The sequence below is a fragment of the Kitasatospora purpeofusca genome, assembly GCF_034043715.1.
GTDB lineage: Bacteria > Actinomycetota > Actinomycetes > Streptomycetales > Streptomycetaceae > Kitasatospora > Kitasatospora purpeofusca_A.
Window position 1 is genome coordinate 42,201 of record NZ_JAXCLC010000043.1, and the last position, 17,747, is coordinate 59,947.

The 17,747-nt window shown below is 75.9% G+C and carries 15 protein-coding genes; 7 read left to right on the top strand and 8 right to left on the bottom strand.

All coding sequences use genetic code 11. From position 1 onward, the window contains the following. Window position 1: 1 nt before the first annotated feature. From SM793_RS22145 to SM793_RS22170, 6 genes are all read right to left on the bottom strand, one after another. Entirely contained in the window at window positions 2–1,135 is a 1,134-nt protein-coding gene (locus tag SM793_RS22145; RefSeq protein ID WP_320439990.1) for a MoxR family ATPase, read from the bottom strand. After that, complete coding sequence (locus tag SM793_RS22150) at window positions 1,132–2,637, bottom strand: hypothetical protein (RefSeq protein WP_320439991.1); 1,506 nt, start codon at window positions 2,635–2,637, stop codon at window positions 1,132–1,134. Before SM793_RS22150 ends, SM793_RS22145 begins: the two co-directional genes overlap by 4 nt. A gap of 4 nt (window positions 2,638–2,641) precedes the next feature. Continuing rightward, window positions 2,642–3,637, bottom strand: a complete 996-nt coding sequence (locus SM793_RS22155) for an effector-associated domain 2-containing protein (protein WP_320439992.1) — start codon at window positions 3,635–3,637, stop codon at window positions 2,642–2,644. After that, window positions 3,634–4,119, bottom strand: coding sequence for a CU044_2847 family protein (locus SM793_RS22160; protein ID WP_320439993.1), 486 nt, complete (start codon window positions 4,117–4,119; stop codon window positions 3,634–3,636). The genes SM793_RS22155 and SM793_RS22160 overlap by 4 nt, the downstream gene beginning before the upstream one ends. Before the next feature lie 144 nt (window positions 4,120–4,263). Beyond that, window positions 4,264–5,118, bottom strand: coding sequence for an alpha/beta hydrolase (locus SM793_RS22165; protein WP_320439994.1), 855 nt, complete (start codon window positions 5,116–5,118; stop codon window positions 4,264–4,266). Between the two features lie 217 nt (window positions 5,119–5,335). Continuing rightward, a complete protein-coding gene (locus tag SM793_RS22170; RefSeq protein WP_320439995.1) occupies window positions 5,336–5,710 on the bottom strand; it encodes a DUF6401 family natural product biosynthesis protein in 375 nt (124 codons plus the stop codon). Window positions 5,711–5,952: 242 nt separating this feature from the next. Here SM793_RS22170 and SM793_RS22175 point away from each other — a divergent pair, with 242 nt between their 5' ends. From SM793_RS22175 to SM793_RS22195, 5 genes are all read left to right on the top strand, one after another. Next, the gene (locus tag SM793_RS22175; protein WP_320439996.1) at window positions 5,953–6,879 is read left to right on the top strand and encodes an LLM class F420-dependent oxidoreductase; all 927 of its coding nucleotides are present in this window, start codon (window positions 5,953–5,955) and stop codon (window positions 6,877–6,879) included. A 245-nt stretch (window positions 6,880–7,124) separates the two neighbouring features. Next, window positions 7,125–7,856 carry an AAA family ATPase gene (locus tag SM793_RS22180; protein ID WP_320439997.1) on the top strand — a complete coding sequence of 244 codons (732 nt, stop codon included), beginning with the start codon at window positions 7,125–7,127 and terminating at the stop codon, window positions 7,854–7,856. 308 nt (window positions 7,857–8,164) lie between these two features. Continuing rightward, window positions 8,165–9,178 (top strand): zinc metalloprotease, encoded by a 1,014-nt coding sequence (locus SM793_RS22185; protein ID WP_320439998.1) that lies wholly within the window; start codon window positions 8,165–8,167, stop codon window positions 9,176–9,178. 228 nt (window positions 9,179–9,406) lie between these two features. Then, window positions 9,407–9,889 carry a universal stress protein gene (locus tag SM793_RS22190; protein WP_320439999.1) on the top strand — a complete coding sequence of 161 codons (483 nt, stop codon included), beginning with the start codon at window positions 9,407–9,409 and terminating at the stop codon, window positions 9,887–9,889. A gap of 49 nt (window positions 9,890–9,938) precedes the next feature. Further along, window positions 9,939–10,775, top strand: a complete 837-nt coding sequence (locus SM793_RS22195; RefSeq protein ID WP_320440000.1) for a DNA-formamidopyrimidine glycosylase family protein — start codon at window positions 9,939–9,941, stop codon at window positions 10,773–10,775. Between the two features lie 72 nt (window positions 10,776–10,847). Here the strand turns inward: SM793_RS22195 and SM793_RS22200 are convergent, their stop codons facing one another. After that, complete coding sequence (locus SM793_RS22200) at window positions 10,848–11,483, bottom strand: uridine kinase (RefSeq protein ID WP_320440001.1); 636 nt, start codon at window positions 11,481–11,483, stop codon at window positions 10,848–10,850. Window positions 11,484–11,553: 70 nt separating this feature from the next. Then, entirely contained in the window at window positions 11,554–12,861 is a 1,308-nt protein-coding gene (locus SM793_RS22205; protein WP_320440002.1) for a PQQ-binding-like beta-propeller repeat protein, read from the bottom strand. A 370-nt stretch (window positions 12,862–13,231) separates the two neighbouring features. Here SM793_RS22205 and SM793_RS22210 point away from each other — a divergent pair, with 370 nt between their 5' ends. Both SM793_RS22210 and SM793_RS22215 read left to right on the top strand, forming a co-directional pair. After that, window positions 13,232–15,778 carry a SpoIIE family protein phosphatase gene (locus SM793_RS22210; protein ID WP_320440003.1) on the top strand — a complete coding sequence of 849 codons (2,547 nt, stop codon included), beginning with the start codon at window positions 13,232–13,234 and terminating at the stop codon, window positions 15,776–15,778. A 153-nt stretch (window positions 15,779–15,931) separates the two neighbouring features. Beyond that, window positions 15,932–17,701 (top strand): sensor histidine kinase, encoded by a 1,770-nt coding sequence (locus SM793_RS22215; RefSeq protein ID WP_320440004.1) that lies wholly within the window; start codon window positions 15,932–15,934, stop codon window positions 17,699–17,701. Window positions 17,702–17,747: the final 46 nt, after the last annotated feature.

Consider the following 17,747-nt stretch of genomic DNA (forward strand, 5'->3'; position numbering starts at 1 on the left):
CTCAGCTCTCGTTGAGCGGACGGAGCAGGACGTCACGTACGGCGTCCCGCCCCCGCTGGTCCGTCCTGAGGACGCGTCCGGCCATCAGCAGGGCGTTCAGGAGCTGGTCGTTGGCCAGCTCCGCCGCGTCCTGCCGCTGTCGGCGGAGGAACTCGGCGATCAGATCGGCGGTCTGCGCCGCTGCGGCCGCCTCCTCACCCAGGTGGGCGGCGACCATCGCGGCCAGCCGCTGCTCGTCCGGCGCCCGGATCTCCAGCCGGACGCAGCGCCGCAGCAGCGCGCTCGGGAAGTCCCGCTCGCCGTTGCTGGTGAGGACGACCAGTGGGAACTGCGCGCAGCGCACCACACCGCCGCGCACCACTGCCGTCCGGCCGTGGTCGGCCGTGCCGACCTCCTGGGGGTCCGGGCCGAGCCGCAGCAGCTCGGGGATCTCGAACTCGCCCTCCTCGAAGACGTTCAGCAGGTCGTTGGGCAGGTCGATGTCGCTCTTGTCGATCTCGTCGATCAGCAGCACCCGCGGCGTCCGCCACGGCAGCAGCGCCGTCCCGAGCGGGCCCAGCCGCAGGAACCTGCCGATGGCGGGCGACCGGGGCCCGTCCGGGGGTTCGCCCTGGGGTTCGGGCTGCGGGTCCCCACCGGGGTCGGACCGCCGGGCGCTCTCCCGCGACAGCCCGGCCTCGTGCAGCCGCCCGATCGCGTCGTAGCTGTACAGCCCGTCGCGCAGGCTGGACCGGCTGCTGATCGACCAGCGCAGCACCGGGCCCAGGCGCAGCTCGTGGGCGACCGCGTAGGCGAGGGTCGACTTGCCGACGCCGGGCTTGCCGGTGATCAGAAGGGGGCGGCGCAGGTGCAGGGCGAGGTTGACCAGCCGGACCTCCCGCTCGTCCGCCTGGTACGCCGCCGCCTGCCGGGCCCGGCCGAGCCGGCGGGCCGTGGAACCGGCCGCGGAGTCCTCCGGGGGCGGTGCCGGCAGCTGTTCGGGGTCGCTGTCCGGGGCGCCGAAGGCGCGCCAGGGGGGTGCCGGCGGGAGCCCGGCGATCCCGTCGTGGGGGACGCCGGTGCCCCGGTAGATCCACCAGTCCTCGGCCATGAACGCTCCTGACTCGTCGCTTGTCGCCATGGGGTTCGCGGTCATCCGACGATCCCGGGGAAGGAGTAGTCCTGATCGGGGTCCACGCAGTCCGGGTCGTCCCAGAGCAGCGTGACCGCGCGGTCCGGGTCCGGGTCGGGGCCGCCGACCTGCCGCCGGTACCGGTGGACGGCGTCGGGGAGTTCGGCCAGCCGGGTGGGCCTGTGCTCGCGCAGGGCCGCGACGAGCGGGTCCGGGTCGCCGGCGACCCGCCGCCAGATCAGGACGGGTACCCCTTCGAAGTACATCGCGTCGTCCACCGCGTACTGCACCTCGGGGTCGAGCTGCTCGTACGGGACCGTCAGACCCAGACAGGCGAGGCTCTTCCTGCCGGTCACCCAGTTGAGCAGCTCCTTGGCGCTCGCCCGGTCGAGCGAGGGCCATTCGATCCGTTCGAGGACCTCGTCCGAGTCGGCGCCGTGGGTGTCGAGGTTGGCCCAGCGTTGCCGCCAGAGCGCGAGGCCGAGGTGGGGCTCGCAGTACCGTTCGAGCTGCCGGACCACCACCGGGTGGAACTCGCCCAGGGGTCGGCGGGTGGCGCCGGTGGACCAGAGCTCGGCGGTGTAGCCGAGGATGGAGCGTGGCAGCAGGAACTCGATCCGGACCGGGTCGGGCGTGCGGAGCGCCAGATTCAGCTCCTTCCAGGCGACCAGCCGCGCGCCGCCCGCCCTGAGCAGCTCGCTCCTGGTGAACGCCTGGTCGTCGTGGTGGCTGCCGACCCGCCGGAACGGCCCGCCCGTCAGGGGCTGGCGGTAGTAGGAGACGTGCAGCCGGTACCGGGTGTCGCCGGTGTGGGCGGGGCCCTCCTCGTCCAGCCGGACCTGGACGATCAGCCGCTCGCCGGGGACCCCCGCCGCGCCGAGGGCGGGCGCCCGGTCGGCGTGGGCGGCGAGGAACCGGCGCAGGGCCGGGAGCGGGTGTTGCCGGGCGACCTCGGGGTTGTCGCCGAGCGCGCGGAGGAAGGCGACCAGCGGGCCGAGCGGGTCGTCGTCGATCCGGTTGACGAGGAGGTCCAGGATCGCCGGCAGGGTCATCTCCGCCGTGTCGCGCTCCCGCAGCCCCGGGATGCCCTCCGGCAGGTGGCGGGCAGGCTTGTTCGGCGCCGTGATCGTGTGCAACTCGCCGATCACCGCAAGCAGTTCACTGCGGGGAAGCTCGTCGCCGCGGTTCAGGACCCGCCGGGCGAGCTCCAGCCAGTCGCGTGCGCCGTCGTTCCGCGCCAGCTCCTCCAGTGCCTCGGCCAGGGCGTCCAGCGCGGCCCACGGATCCCGGAAGGCGCGGATCGCCCGGAGTATTTCCCGGACGTGCGGTCGCGGGGTGTAGTCCTCACGGACGTCGGCCTGGATGCCGCGGGCCTTCGCCGACGCGCCCATGGTCGCCAGGACGTCCTGGCGGAACGTGAGTTGGAGCATCGTCCGGAAGCCGAGGAGGACCTCGACGAGAACGTCCTCGGCCGCCTCCGGCCACGGCCCCCGGCCGGCCGGGGGCGGGAACGGTGTCACGTGCATCCGGCTAGCCGTCCTCCCGCTCGCCGAGGGCGCGCCCGACCACGGCGTCGAGCGTGTCGAGTGCGCCGTCGTCCGGGGCGAGTTCGGCCATCGCGGCCCGCAGTGCCCGCAGGGCCGTCCGGCCGTCGTGGAAGCTGCGGCAGGCGCGCACGATCTGGTGCAGGTGGGTGCGGCGGTCGGGGCGTTCCTCGGCCTCGAAGGAGTGCGCCAGGCCGAGGTGCTCGCCCATGGCGTCGAGCAGGTCGAAGCGGCCGTCGGGGCGGCGCAACAGCTCGAAGGCCATCAGGGCGTCGACCAGTTCGCCGTTCCCGGGCGGCACGGGCGGCGGAGGCGGAGCCGGTGCCGGAGGTGGCGGCGGTGGGACGGGCGCGGCGACGCCCGCCGTGGCCAGCAGCGCGGTCAGCGCGCCGACCGGGGTGTACCAGCCGCCCTCGTCGCGCTGGAAGGAGCGGCTGCCCTTGAGCACACCCCGCACCAGGCCGTCCCCGTCGACCAGCATGCTGCCGCTGTGGCCGTCGCGGATGCCGTCGCCGCGCACACCGAGGTACCGGTCAGCGAGGCCGACGACCCGCAGTCGCAGGGTATCGGGCCCGACGCCGGGGCTCGGTGTGTGGGTGGAGTACCCGAGGGCGGTGAGGACGGTGTCCGGTTCGGCCTCGGTGGCCGCGAGCCGGGCCACCGGGTGGCCGGACCAGTCGGGGACGCCGAGCAGGGCGAGGTCGGGGAAGGGGTAGTAGCCATTGCCATTGCCGCTGCCCTCGCCGCTCTCCGGGGCCAGCCGGATTTGGTCGGCCGGGACGGCGTGCTCGCCGGACTCGTGCCGGACGCCCACCGGCTCCGCCGCGCGCGCCGCCCGTGCGACCACGTGCGCGGCGGTGACCGCGAGACCCGGCGCCACCAGGAAGCCGCTGCCGCGGAAGCCGCCCGCGACGGTGATCACGACGGTGCGGCGGCGCAGCGCCTCGGCCGCGGCGAGGTCGGGCCGCGCGGGTACGGTCACTCGGCGTCGGCCGTTCTGGGGGCCGGGGCGCTCGCGCCGGCGGGCGCGTTCTGTGCCGGCAGACCTGCCGTGGCCGCCTCGGCCGCCGTGGCTTCCAGCTGCCGACGGCGTTCGGCGAGATCCCAGGAGAGGCGGACGGTGAGCCCGGCCTCGCTGCCGGCCTCGGCGATGACACCGAGCAACTGGCCCGACTTGACGGCCAGTTTGAGCCCGAACTCGACCTCGAAGGTGTCGGGGGAGCCGGCCGCCCCCTGCGCGATGCTCTCCGCGGCCCAGCGGCCGACGCCCTGGACGGTGCTGCGCACCTGGTCCAGCGTCAGTGCCACAGCCGAACCGAGCTGGGAGGCGGCCCGGCGGCCCCCGCCCCAGGCGGCGTCGCCGGAGTCTCCCCAGACGTCCGAAGGCGCCTCCGGGTGCTGGAAGTTCACCTCGCCGATCACCTCGGCCCGGACGGTCGTGCCGTCCCCGAGATCGATTGTCACCGTTTCGGCCATGCGCGCCCGCCCCCTTGAAGATCCGCCCCCCGACGGTCCCTCACCATACCGGCGTGCTCCGACGGTTTGGCCTGGATGCCCAAGTCGACGCGCGGGTTGGAGAGTTGGGGCACGGTGTGTGGGCGGGGGCGGTCAGGCGTCCGTGGGGAGGGGCCTGGACGGGTGGTGGCCGGCCGGTGGGGCGGTGCGGGTGTGTGCGGGGAGCGGGAGGTCGAGGGAGGCGGTGGAGTGGACCGGGAGGGCCAGGGCGGTCGCGGCCTCCGGTGGGAGGTCCCGCAGGCCGAGGAGGCCGGCGGACAGTCGGGCGGTGGCGCGGTGCCAGTCGCCGATCCGCCGCATCAGGGTGTGGCCGGTGCCGAGGACGGTGTAGCCGCAGACCCGGGCTCCGGCGGCGCGGCCCCGGGCGGCGAAGGCGCGGGTGTCGGCGGGGGAGGTGATCCGGTCGAGGTCGCCGTGCAGCATCAGGACGTCGCGGTCGGCGAGCTGCTCGCACGGGTCCTCGGCCGGGCACCACGGGGCGAGTGCGACGACGCCGGTGACGACGGGGTGGCCGGCGGCCCGGAGGGCGGCCCGGCCGCCCATGGAGTGGCCGACCAGGACGGTCGGGACCGGGCCCAGCTCCTCGGCGAGGTCGTCGAGGGCGGCGATCGCGTCCTTGGCGGCGTCGGCCCGCTCGCCGTTCCAGCCCCGGTGGCGGTAGCGGACGGTGCCGACGGCGACCCCGGCGCCCTCGGTCTCCCGGCGCAGCGCGTGCACGAAACCGGCCATCCGCAGGCCGGCCAGGTTGACCGGGCCGGGGCGGGAGAGGCTGTGCTCCTGGCCGCCGTGCAGGACCAGCACCGCGGCGCCGGGCCGCTCGGGCAGCCCGCGCCAGACCAGCGCGCGGTGCCCGCCGGTGCTGCCACGACCGGTGCTGCCGCTACCGGTGCTGTTGCCGGGGGTGCGGCTCCTGCCGCTGCCGCCCGTCCTGTTCCCGCTCCCGCTCACGCTGTCCCGTTCCCGCCCGCCGCCCGGGCCGTGCCGCGGACGGCCGTCCGTGCCGTGTGGACCGCCACTGTACGCACGGGGTGCCGGGGTGTTCCTAGCCGTTCTCCATAATCCCGATATCCCGACATCCCGGTCCCGCCCGGGCCGCGGCGGTGGGACGGGACGACGGTACGCAGCGGTGGGACGGGACGACGGTACGCGGCGGGGAGCCGACCGGTCAGGCCGGGAGCAGGCCGTTCTGCCGGACCAGCCAGCAGATCGCCGTCAGCCGGTGCACCGCGAAGTCGTAGCCGACCGGCTCGCGCCAGCCGATCTCGGCGAGCCGGTCGAGGAAGCCGCGCGCGTAGTCGGACAGCTCCGCACGGTTCAGCCGCCGCGGCAGCAGCTCCGGCCCCTGCGCGTACAGCAGCTCGCGCAGCTCGGCGGCGTGCTGGTCGACCGCCGCGACGAGGCAGGGCTCGAAGGCGAGCTCGGCCAGCCGGGGGGTGAAGGCGGCGACGATCCCGGGCAGCGGACAGCCCTCCGGCCGGGGGTGCGGGGCGGCGGAGTCGGCGGGGAGGCGCCGGGGCGGCTCGTCGGGCGTGGCGGGCATCCGTCCACGGTAGGCGAGTGCGGTGCCGGGGCAGGCGGCCCCGGGAGGAGACCTTGGCCACCCCGGGTCGCCCGCCCCGCCGGACGGCCGGCGTGCGGTCCCGCCGGACGACCGGACAACCGGCGTGCGGTCCCACCGGACAACCGGACAACCGGCGTGCGGTCCCACCGGACAGCCGGCCGACGGTGCCGCTTCCCCGGTTCGGGCGTGGGCACGGGGTGGTCTGTACCAGAATGGCCGGTATGGATCTTCGAATCTTCACCGAACCCCAGCAGGGCGCGAGCTACGACACCCTGCTCCGGATGGCCAGGACCGCCGAGGAGCTGGGGGCCTTCAGCGCCTTCTTCCGCTCCGACCACTATCTGAGGATGGGCGGCGTCAGCGGTCTGCCCGGCCCGACCGATGCCTGGATCACCCTCGCCGGCCTGGCCCGCGAGACCAGCACGATCCGCCTCGGCACGCTGATGACCGCCGCCACCTTCCGGCTGCCCGGCGTGCTGGCGATCCAGGTCGCCCAGGTCGACGCGATGAGCGGCGGCCGGGTCGAGTTCGGCCTCGGCGCGGGCTGGTACGAGGAGGAGCACACCGCGTACGGGATCCCGTTCCCGAAGGAGAAGTTCGGCCGGCTGGAGGAGCAGCTGGAGATCATCACCGGCCTCTGGAGCACCGGACTGGGCGAGACCTTCGACTTCGCCGGCACCTATTACCAGCTGAGCGAGTCGCCCGCGCTGCCCAAGCCGGCCCAGGAGAAGATCCCGGTCCTGGTCGGCGGCACCGGACCGACCCGCACCCCGGCGCTGGCCGCCCGGTTCGCGGACGAGTTCAACCTGCCGTTCGTGTCGGTGGCGGAGTCGGAGGCCCAGTTCGGCCGGGTCCGGACGGCCGTCGAGCGGGCCGGCCGCAAGGCCGGGGACCTGGTGTACTCCAACGCCCTCGTCGCCTGCGTGGGCCGGGACGACGCCGAGGTGGCCCGCCGGGCCGCCGTGATCGGCCGCGAGGTCGACGAGCTGAAGGCCAACGGCCTGGCCGGGACCCCGGACGAGGTGGTGGAGAAGATCGGCCGCTACGGCGCCGTCGGCAGCGAGCGGATCTACCTGCAGATGCTGGACCTGGACGACCTGGACCACCTGGAGCTGATCGCCTCGCGGATCGCCCCGCAGCTCGGCTGAGGCGGCTCCCGGCCGGGGCCCGCCGGGCCCCGGCCGGGAGCCGTCCCCGTCCCCGCCCCCGCTCCCGCGCCGGTGCTCCCGCCTGTGACGCTCCCGGAGCGCAGCTGTGACGATCCTGGAGCGATAAAGGACTCGGCCCGGACCCGGCCTGACCATTAGTCTTTACTCTCTCTTGAAGGGGGAAAGCTCTTCGGGAGGAGGGGGCCGGGAGCGCCCGGACCGGTGGGGAAGCAGGGGGAGTGCCGATGTCGGACGTTCAGGTCTTCGGGGCGGCTCGCGACCGGGCCGAGGCTCGCGACCGGGCGGCGGTTCGCGACCGGGCGGCCCGCACGGTGCCGCGGCCCGGCTGCCGGGAGCTGGCGGCGGAGCCGTCGGCCGGCGTGCTGCGTCCGCACGGCCTCCAGGACCTCCGCTCCGGTCGCCGCCCGGGTGCCGCGCCGAGCGCCCTGCAGTATCCGGCGGGCGACCTGCTGGTGGTCTCCGGGCTGCCGGGCAGCGGCAAGAGCACGCTCATGCGCCGCTGTGTGCGCACGCCGGTCGTGGACTCGCAGCTGGTCCGCGAGGAGTACGCGTCCCGGGTCCCGTCCTGGCTGCCGTACGCCCTGTACCGCCCGCTGGTGCGCCTCGCGCACTACCGGCGGCTGCGGCGTGCGGTGCTGGCCGGCGGGCCGCTGACCGTGCACGACTGCGGGGCGGTGCCGTATGTGCGGCAGTGGCTGGCGCGGACCGCCGAGCGGCAGGGGCGCCGGGTGCACCTGATCCTGCTGGACGCCAGTGCCGAGGAGGCCCGCGATGGTCAGCGGGCGCGGGGCCAGGCCGTCTCCGCGTACGCGTTCGCCCGGCACCGGGACGCCGCGCACCGGCTGCGCCGGCGCCTGGCCGGGACGGGGCGGCCACCGGCGGGCTGTGCGTCGGCCGTGGTACTCGACCGGGCCGGTGCGCGTGCCCTGCGGGAGATCGTCTTCGCGGCGTCGTAGTCTCGCCGGAGGCGGTCCGGGCGCCCGGTTCACCCCGTTCGTCCCGTCCCGCCGGTGGCGCGCCGCGCCGCGGGGCAGACGGGGTGTCACGTTTCGGACAGACCGGGGCCGGTACTGTGCGCATGCGCGCGACGGGAAATGCTCCATGTGCGGTGCTGTTCGACCGCTCAAACTTCCGGGTTATGTCCGATTTGCCGTCAGAAGTTCCAGGCCGGAACATGTCTGACGCGTACACGCGACCCTGCGTAGCCTGTGGCTCGGCGGCCCCCCTCGACCGCCGTCCCCCACCACCCCCCTCAGGAGCGCAGATGCGTCGTTCCGCCCGTGTTTCCTCGCGTGCCGCCGGCAGATTCCTCGGCGCGGCCGCCGTCGCCGCCGCCCTCGGGCTCACCCAGTTCGCGGCCCCGGCCGCGTTCACCACCGCCAGTGCGGCCGCCAAGGCCCCGACCTCCACCGAGTGCAGCACCGGCGAAGCGGCCCAGGACGCCGCCGCCCGCAAGCCCGCCGGACACCCCGCCGGCCAGGAGCCCAACGCCGTCACCGACGCCCAGGCCAACGCGATGGACAGCGACCTCCAGGGCCGGCTGGCCCAGCTGGCGCACTCCGCCCAGGGCAACACCCTGCTCGCGCCCGGCGAGCTGGCCGCCACCACGACCGTGCCGGTGTACGTGCACGTCGTGCACTCGGGTACCACCGGCAAGCTGTCGGCGGCCACCGTCACCAAGCAGATCGACGTCCTCAACGCCGCCTACAGCGGCCAGGGCACGGGCAACACCGCGAGCCAGTTCCGGTTCCAGCTGGTCGCCACCGACTACACCGACAACTCCACCTGGTACAACGGCGTCAGCCCGGGCTCCAGCGCGGAGAAGGCGATGAAGACCAAGCTGCGCAAGGGCGCGGCCAACGCCCTCAACCTCTACACCGCCAAGCTCGGCCAGTCGCTGCTCGGCTGGGCGACGTTCCCCAGCTCCTACCGCTCCAACCCGACCGACGACGGTGTGGTCATCCTCGACTCCTCGTTCCCCGGCGGCTCCGCCGCCAACTACAACGAGGGCGACACCGCCACCCACGAGGTCGGCCACTGGCTCGGGCTCTACCACACCTTCCAGGGCGGCTGCTCCGGCCAGGGCGACTACGTGGGCGACACCCCGGCCGAGCAGAGCGCGGCCTACCAGTGCCCGTCCGGCCGGGACACCTGCACGGCCACCGGCGTCGACCCGATCCACAACTTCATGGACTACACCTACGACTCCTGCATGACCCAGTTCACTCCGGGCCAGGTCGCCCGGATGGCCAACTCCTGGGCTGCCTACCGGGCCTGACGGGCCCCGCGGTCCGGACGGGGCCCCGCCGTCCGCACGGGTCCGTACGGGCCGCACCCCTGAGACGCTGGCGGGTGCGTGGCGACGACGCCGCGCACCCGCCAGTACCAGTTCCGGCGGCCCCGCCTCGGCGCGGCCCCGGCGCGGCCAAGGGCGGCCGAATGTACGGGTTGATCTAAGTTTGGCGGGATACGAGCAGGTCGGACCCGTCGAGCAAGGAGCAGCGGCATGGCCAACAGCGCGAACCCCAGGATCGTCGTCGGTGTGGACGGTTCGCCCGCCTCGGAGCAGGCCCTGCGCTGGGCGGTCGACTACGCCCGGCTGGCCGGCGGCACCGTCCACGCCGTCGCAGCCTGGGAGTACCCGGCGCTCTACGGCTTCGCCGGGCCGGGTGTGCCCTCGCCCGAGTTCAACCCCGAGGAGCTGGCCGGCCGGATCCTCTCCGAGGCCGTCACCCGGGTCGCCGGCGCGCGGCCCGAGGTGCGCGTCATCGAATCGGTGCTGCCGGGCAACGCCGCCCAGGTCCTGCTGAACGCGTCCGGCGCCGCCGCGCTGCTGGTGGTGGGCAGCCGCGGGCGGGGCGGATTCGCCGGCGCCCTGCTCGGCTCCGTCAGCCGGCACGTCACCGAGCACGCCTCCTGCCCGGTGGTCGTGGTCCGCCACGGCGTGGCCGGTGGCACGGCCGGCAGTACGGCCGGCGACGCCGGGTGACCGGAGGACGGTGGCGCGGCGGACCGCCGCGCCGAGGGAGGATGGACCCGTGCCCGAAGGTGACTCCGTCTTCCGCGTGGCGGCCCGCCTGCGCGCCGTCCTCGCCGGTCAGGTGCTGACCGCCGCCGAGCTGCGCGTCCCCGCCCACGCCACCGCCGTCCTCGCCGGCCGCCGGGTGCTGGAGGTCGTCCCGCGCGGAAAGCACCTGCTCACCCGCCTCGAAGGCGGCCTCACCCTCCACACCCACCTGCGGATGGACGGCCGCTGGGCGGTGTTCGCCCCCGGCGAGCGCTGGACCGGTGGTCCGCCCGCGCAGATCCGCGTCGTCCTCGGCACCGGGCTCGGCACCGCCGTCGGCTACCGGATGCCCGTCGTCGAGCTGCTGCGCACCGCCGACGAGCGGCGCGCGGTCGGCCACCTCGGGCCCGACCTGCTCGGGCCGGACTGGGACCGGGCCGAGGCCGTCCGCCGCCTCGGCGCCGACCCCGGGCGGCCGCTCGGCGAGGCCCTGCTCGACCAGCGGAACCTGGCCGGTATCGGCAATGTGTACGCCAATGAGCTCTGCTACCTCGCCGGGGTCACCCCGTGGACGCCGGTGGGCGAACTCCCGGACCTCGACCGGCTGGCGGCCCGCGCCCACCAGCTGCTGGACGCCAACCGGCTGCGCCCCGGCCACATCACCACCGGGGACACCCGGCGCGGCCGGGGGCACTGGGTCTACGGCCGGGCGGGCCGCCCCTGCGCCCGCTGCGGCACCCTGGTCCTGACGGCCCAGCACGGCACCCCGCCGCAGGACCGCCCGGCGTACTGGTGCCCGTACTGCCAGCGCGGCCCGGCCCCCCAGGGCCGAGGCCCGGGCTCGCACGGCCACGGCGCCCGCCGCTGAGGCCCGGGCCCAAGGGATCCGGCGCCCGCCGCTGACGCCGGTGGCGGACCACCGGGGTGCGGTGACCGGTGGTCAGGGCTGTTCGACGAGGGCCGGGTGGCGGGGGTCGTCGAGGCGGACGGTCAGGTCGGCCGCCTCGGTGGGGGCCGTCTCCGCCGTGTAGCGGGCGAAGGCAGGCAGGGTCCACCGCTCCTCCGGTGCGGTCCGGCGCTCCAGTGCGGCGGGGGAGAGTGCCAGATGGACGGTCAGCTCCAGCGGGAGCCAGCGGCCGAGCAGCAGTGCGCCGTCCAGGAGCAGCACCCCGCCGGGCGGCAGGTCGGTGTAGGGGGCGCGGGTGGCGCGGTCGGTCAGCGGGTCCCGCAGCGACGGCAGCACCCGGCCGCTGCCGCCCGGCTCCAGCGGGTCCAGGACCTCGCGCAGCAGTGCCCCGTCGTCGAGCCACAGGTCGTGGTAGGCGTCCGCGTCCTGCTTGCCGTACTCCAGCCGGACCGAGGCCGGGCGCAGGAAGCCGGCCGCCGGGACCCGCAGCGCCGGCAGGCCGCGCAGCCGCAGCGGTTCGACCAGGGCGTCCGCGAGTTCCCCGGGGCGGGCGGCCGGAGCGCCGTCCACGGCCACCCGGAGCCGGCGCTCGCCGGCCCCCGGCAGGGCGGCGATCCGGTCGGCGAGCAGCTCGACGAGGCGGTCGGGCGAGATCGGGCGAATCGGCACGGCGTCATCCTGCGGTCGGGGGGCCGGCGGGCCTGCGGGGTCGGCGTTCGTCGTCGAAGGCGCCGGGCATTCAGGGGACGGGCAGCTCGCCCAGGCAGTACAGGGTGCTGTCGTGGCCCGCGTAGAGCCGGGTGCCGTCGCTGGCGACCGACCAGACGTCGACTCCCGGACCGGTGTCGGCGAAGATCGTGGACAGCAGGCCCTTCTCCGCCTCGACGGCGAGGACGCCCTTGTCCGCCGGGCCCGGCACGATCAGGCCGGCGCTGAGCAGCAGCGGTTGGCAGCGGCGGTCCAGCCGGAACGGCAGCCGGCACTCCCAGGTCTGCTCGCCGCTCCCCGCCTCGTGTGCGGTGATCAGCCCGTTGTCGCGCGGTACGTACACCCGGTAGCCGTCGCTGAGCGGCGGCAGGGCGCGCCACTCCTCGCCCTGGCCGGGGCGCACCGACCAGCGCGGTGCGCCGTCCTCCAGGCGAAGGGCCTGGACGCCGGCGGCGCCGGGGGTCGGCAGGTAGACGTGCCGCTGGTCCATCATGGACCAGGCCGGGGCGGAGCCCGCGGTGGTCCAGAGCCGCCGCCCGGTGGTGCCGTCCACCAGCGACGTGCCGGCGGCCGGGTCGGCGCCCCAGGTGAGGAGCCGGCCGCCGATGGGCAGCACGGTGACGGCGGTCTCGCCGCGGTCCGCGAGCGGGCGGGACCAGAGCAGGCCGCGGCCGGTGGCGTCGACGGCGAACAGGGTGCCCCGGGTGTCGGCCCGGCTCCCGACCGTGCCGTAGACCTGCGCGCCGTCGCTGCCGACGACGGTGATCCGCTCGCCCAGCTCGGGCGGGAGCGGCTGGCTCCAGCCGGCGGCCGGGCCGGTCAGCGCGCGGGCGTCCACATGGCCGGTCGAGGCGGTGAAGAGCATTCCCGCACCGACGATCAGCGGTGAGTCCTCCGGCCGGCTCCTGACCGCCGGTTCCTCGACGGTGCTGGTCACGGCGCCGGTCGCCGGGTCGAGGATCCGCAGGCCGCCGGCCGTCACATAGGTGGGCGCGAACAGCCGGCCGCTCAGCCGGCCCGGCGTCATCGGCTCCGCACCCCGGTACACCCAGCGCGGCTCGGCCCCGGCGAGCTTGCTGGGCAGCGGCTGCGGCTTCGCGGGCGGGGAAGCGCTCGTCCGCCGGGACACCCCCCAGACGGCGGCGCCCGCCGCCGCCACCCCGGCACCGATCAGCAGCCGCCGCCGACTCGGCCGGGGCCCGCCGCCGCCGCCGTCCCCACCACCGCCGTCCCCACCACCGCTCACCATGTCGGCCGGTGCGGTCGTGCCGCCCTCGTCCTCGCCGTCCCACCGCCAGGACGCCTCGCCCGCCGATCGGTCGGCCGGTGTGCTCCCCATACTTCGCCACTCGTCTTCCCCCGGGGCAGCCCTCGCGCTGCACTGTCCACGGAGAATACCCAAGCCGTGCGCCCGAGCGGCCCCCTCGGGCGGCCCCGGAACCAGCCGACGCGGGCCGGTTCGCGGTAGGCCGGGGCGCCGAAGGCGGGGTCGTCGTGGTGGCCTTCGGACCGACCACGACGGTCGGGCCGGACCCCCGGGTGCGGGGTGTCATGGGCACGACAATGGTGCGGCCGGGGCCGGTGGGCACGCCGGGGCGGCCGGGGCTCGCCTTGACAGCCCCTGGGGCCCGGCGTAGCAAGAGAGGATGCGCCAGGGTGTTCCGGCGGACCCGCCCGGTCCGCCTCCTAGCGGTGGGGATGCCCGGGCGGTGCGCCCCGAACCGCGCCGTCCAGGGAAGGGCGCTGCCCCGGACCCGGCGGACCCGGGGCATCCGGCGGACCGGGCGGACCGGGCGGACCGGGCGGACCCGGCGGGCCGGGCGGGGCCGGAGGGCCGGAACCCCGCGAGCGAGCGGGAGGCCCTGCTGACCTCCGCCGTCCGGACGGTGCTCGGCGGCACCGACGCGCACGGCGCGACCGTCTACCTGCGTTCCCGCGACCGCCGCTCGCTGGTGCTGTGCGCGGTCGCCGGCGTGCCGCTGTCCGTACTCGGTCCGTTCCGGCGGATCGCCGCCGCCGGTCCGCTGCCGATCGCGGTCAGCTACCGCACCGGCCGCACGGTCCTGCTCGCCGACACCGAGGACACCATGCGGCGCTTCCCGCAGCTCGCCGTCGGCCTGCCCTACGACTTCGCCTCCGCCAGCGTCCCCGTACAGGCGGGCGAGGAGGTCTTCGGGGTGCTCGGGGTGCTCTGGGCGGCCTCGGACGACGGTGTGCCCGAGGGCGCGCGCCGGCACGTGCGCGCGGTCGCCGCCCGGCTGGCCGCGGGACTGGCCGGGCTGGAGGAGGCCGGCCACCCGGTGGAGCCGAACGGCGATACCACGGTCGTCGAACTCACCCCGCCCTCCGCGCCGACCACCCGGGTCGGCCTCTTCGACTGGGACGTGGCGCTCGGCGAGGTCGCCGCCGACGACCAGTTCTGCGAGATCTTCGGGCTCGCCCCGGGCGACTTCGACGGCCGCGCCGAGAGCCTGGCCGCCCGGATCGCCCCCGGCGACCTGCCGGAGTTCCGGGCCGCCGTGCGCGGAGCCCTCGACCGGGGCCGGGTGCTCGCCGCGCGGCTGCGGGTGCTTGACCGGGACGGCCACCCCTACCCCGTCGAACTCTGGGCCCGGGTGCCCCGCGACGGCCCCGGGGCCCGCGGCCGCCTGGTCGGCGCCGTGCTCGACACCCGCACCGGCACCGCCGCGGCCGCCGCCGTGGAGCGGCTGCGCGAGGGAGTCTTCTCGCTCGACCCGGACGGCCGGATCACCTACGCCAACCACAGCGTCGAGCTGCTGCTCCAGGCCCGCCGCGAGGACCTGGTCGGCCACCACCCGTGGCAGGTACTGCCCTGGCTGTCCGACCCGGTGTACGAGAACCGCTACCGCGCCGCCCTGCTCTCCCAGCAGCCCACCGCCTTCCTCGCCCGCCGCCCGCCGGACCACTGGCTGGCCTTCTCCCTCTACCCCGACGCGCACGGCGTCACCGGCCGGGTGGTCGCCGCCGACCCGCCGCCCGACGCCGCGCCGGCCGACGAACCCGCCCCGCCCGGCACCTGGACCGGCCTCGGCGTCATGTACCACCTGCTCCAGCTGGCCAGCGCGCTGAGCGAGGCGGTCACCGTGCGCGAGGTCTGCCGGGCGGTGGCCGACCAGATCCTCCCGGCCCTCGGCGGACAGGAACTCGCCATCTACACCATCCGCGAGAAGCACCTGCACCTGGTCTCGCAGAGCGGCTACCCCGACGGCTTCCTCGACCGCTTCGAGGGCACCCCGGTCGGCGCCCGGGTGCCCGGGGCCGAGACGCTCAGCACCGGCACCCCGATCTTCTTCGAGAACGTCGGGCAGCTCGCCGCCGCCTACCCGGCACTGGTGCTGGACGACATGGGCGCCTGGGCGTTCCTCCCGCTGATCGCCTCCGGCCACCCGGTCGGCAGCTGCATCCTCGGCTTCGACCGGCCCCGTCCGTTCACCCTGGAGGAGCGCGGCCTGCTCACCGCGCTGGCCGGCTTCATCGCCCAGGCCCTGGAACGCGCCCGGCTGTACGACGCCGAGTTCACCCTCGCCCGGGGACTCCAGCAGGCGCTGCTCCCGCACCGGCTGCCGCGCCTGGACGGGGTCCGGATCGCGGCCCGCTACCTGCCCGGCACCCAGGGCATGGAGATCGGCGGCGACTGGTACGACGCCATCGTCACCGGGCGGGACCTCTGCCTGGTGATCGGCGACGTCGAGGGCCACAGCGTCGGCGCCGCCGCCACCATGGGCCAACTGCGCAGCGCGGTACGGGCCTTCGCCACCGGCGGCAACCCGCCGGACGAGGTGCTCGCCCGGACCAATGAGCTGCTGCTCGACCTCGACCCCGGACTCCTCGCCAGCTGCTGCCTGGTCCGCCTCACCCCGGGGGAGGGCACCGCCCTCCTCGCCCGGGCCGGCCACCTGCCGCCGGTGCTGCGCCACCCGGACGGGCGGGCCGAGGCGCTGGAGGTGCCCGGCGGGCCGCTGCTCGGCGTCGACCAGCAGGCCGTGTACCCGATCAGCGGCCTGCGGCTGGAGCCGGGCTCGGTGCTCGCCCTGTACACCGACGGCCTGGTCGAGGACCCGGCGGTGGCGATCGACGCGGGAGTGGACCGGCTGCGGGCGGCGCTGGCGGGCCCGGATGTCGGGCGGCTGATCGCGGCGGCCGGGCTGGACGGCCTGGCCGACCGGGTGCTGCGGGAGGTCGGCTCCACGCACCGGGTCGACGACGTCGCTCTGCTGCTCACCGGGTACCGCTGACTCTTCGCACGGGTCGCGCGGGTCGCACTGGTTGTACTGGTTGCACGGGTTGCGCGGGGCCGGGCCGTCCCGGCGGCGGGAGCGACTTTCGTCGGAGCCGGTGGCGACGAACGGTGACGGTGGTGACCAGGGGCGATTCGTTAGCCTCGACGGGTGAACGTCATAGCGAGGGCCTGGTCGAAGGCGGTTCGAACGGCACTGCCCGGGCCCTGGCGGCCCGGGCTGGTGGTCCGCGAGCTGGTGGGTGCGCTGCTGATCGGCGGGCTCGCCGCGCCGATCGAGCTGATCAGCCGCACCGGGCTGGCCCTGCCGATGAGCGCCGCCGCCGCCGTCCTCTTCCTGGTCCGCCGGGGACTGCCCGCGACCGCCCTGGTGCTCACCGCCCTGGCCGGCGGTGTCGGCGGCGGCACGCTGCCGCTGCTGGTCTGCGTCGGCTGGTCGGCCGGCGCCCGGGTCCGCCGGGTCGGGGTGCTGGCCGGCTCCTTCGTCGCCGGCTGGGCGCTGATGACCCTGTTCGGGGTACTGAAGGACGCCGGACAGGTCCCGGTCGAGCTGATCCTCGGGTTCTCGCTGGGCGGCTACCTGTTGCTCGCCGTGCTGCCCGCGCTCTGGGGCCGGTACCGGGCGCAGCGCCGGGCGCTGACCGACGCGCTGCGCGAGCGCAACGAGCAGCTGGTGCGCGAGCACGCGATGATCGCGCACCAGGCGCGGCTGCGTGAGCGGCACCGGATCGCCCAGGACATGCACGACAGCCTGGGCCACCAGCTGGCCCTGATCTCGGTGCACACGGGGGCACTGGAGGTCGACCGGACGCTCACCGACCGGCAGCGCGAGGCGGTCGGGGTGCTGCGGCTGGCCGCGGTCGCGGCGATGCGGGAGCTGCGCGAGGTGGTCGGCGTGCTGCACGACGAGTCGACGGCGCTCCCGCCGGGGCCGGGGTCCCCGTCGCCGGCCGGCGCGGGGGCGGGGGTAGGAGCAGGGACAGGAATAAGGACAGGGACAGGGGGCGGGACCGGGCTCGGGGGAGTCGGGACCGGAGGTGTGGACGGGATCGAGGGGCTGGTCGACTCCTCCCGCGCGGCCGGCACCCCGGTCTCGCTGGTCCGGGACGGCGAGCGCCGTCCGCTGGCCGCGTCCGCCGGTCACGCGGCGTACCGGGTGGTGCAGGAGGCGCTGACCAACGCGCACAAGCACGCCCCCGGCGCGCCGATCACGGTGGCGCTGCGCTACGAGCCGGACGCGCTGGTGGTGGAGGTGGCGAACCCGGCGGCGCCAGCCCCGGCGGAGTCGCGCGCCGGTGGCGCCGCCCCGGCGGTGGTCAGCGGAGGCCAGGGGCTGACCGGGCTGCGCGAGCGGGCGCGGCTGGTCGGCGGCATGGTGCACGCCGGTCCGACCCCGGGGGCCGGGTTCCGGCTGGCCGCCGTGCTGCCGTACCGCGGCGCGGAGGGCGCCGGGGCCCAGGGCGTCGACGCCGGGTCGGCGGCCGGGTCGATGGAGTGGGCGGTGGACGGTGGGCCGGGCGGGGTGCCCGGGGCGGCGGCCGGCGTGCCGAAGCGGCGCAGCCCGGCGATCGGCTGCGCGGTCGGCGGGGTGGCCGTACTGCTGGCCGTGCTCGGGCTGCTGGCCTGGGGCGTGCTCGGCTTCGTCCGGGCCGCTGAGAACTCCACGGTGAAGCGGTCGGTCTTCGACAGCGCGGAGATCGGCACCCCGGAGGCGGAGGTCCGGCAGCAACTGCCGAGGGGCAGCGACTTCTTCCTGCGGAACCTGGAGGGCACCGGCCCCACGCCGCCCGCCGGCGCGGACTGTGTCCACTTCCTCTCCGACGACAACGGGGGAACCGCCTGGGGCGAGGACGCCGTCGTCCGGTTCTGCTTCAAGGACGGTGTGCTGGTCGACAAGCAGCACTACCGGGTGAAGCAGTGAGCGACGGGGATGCCAGGATGGTCCGCGGGGCACCGGCCGGTCCGCC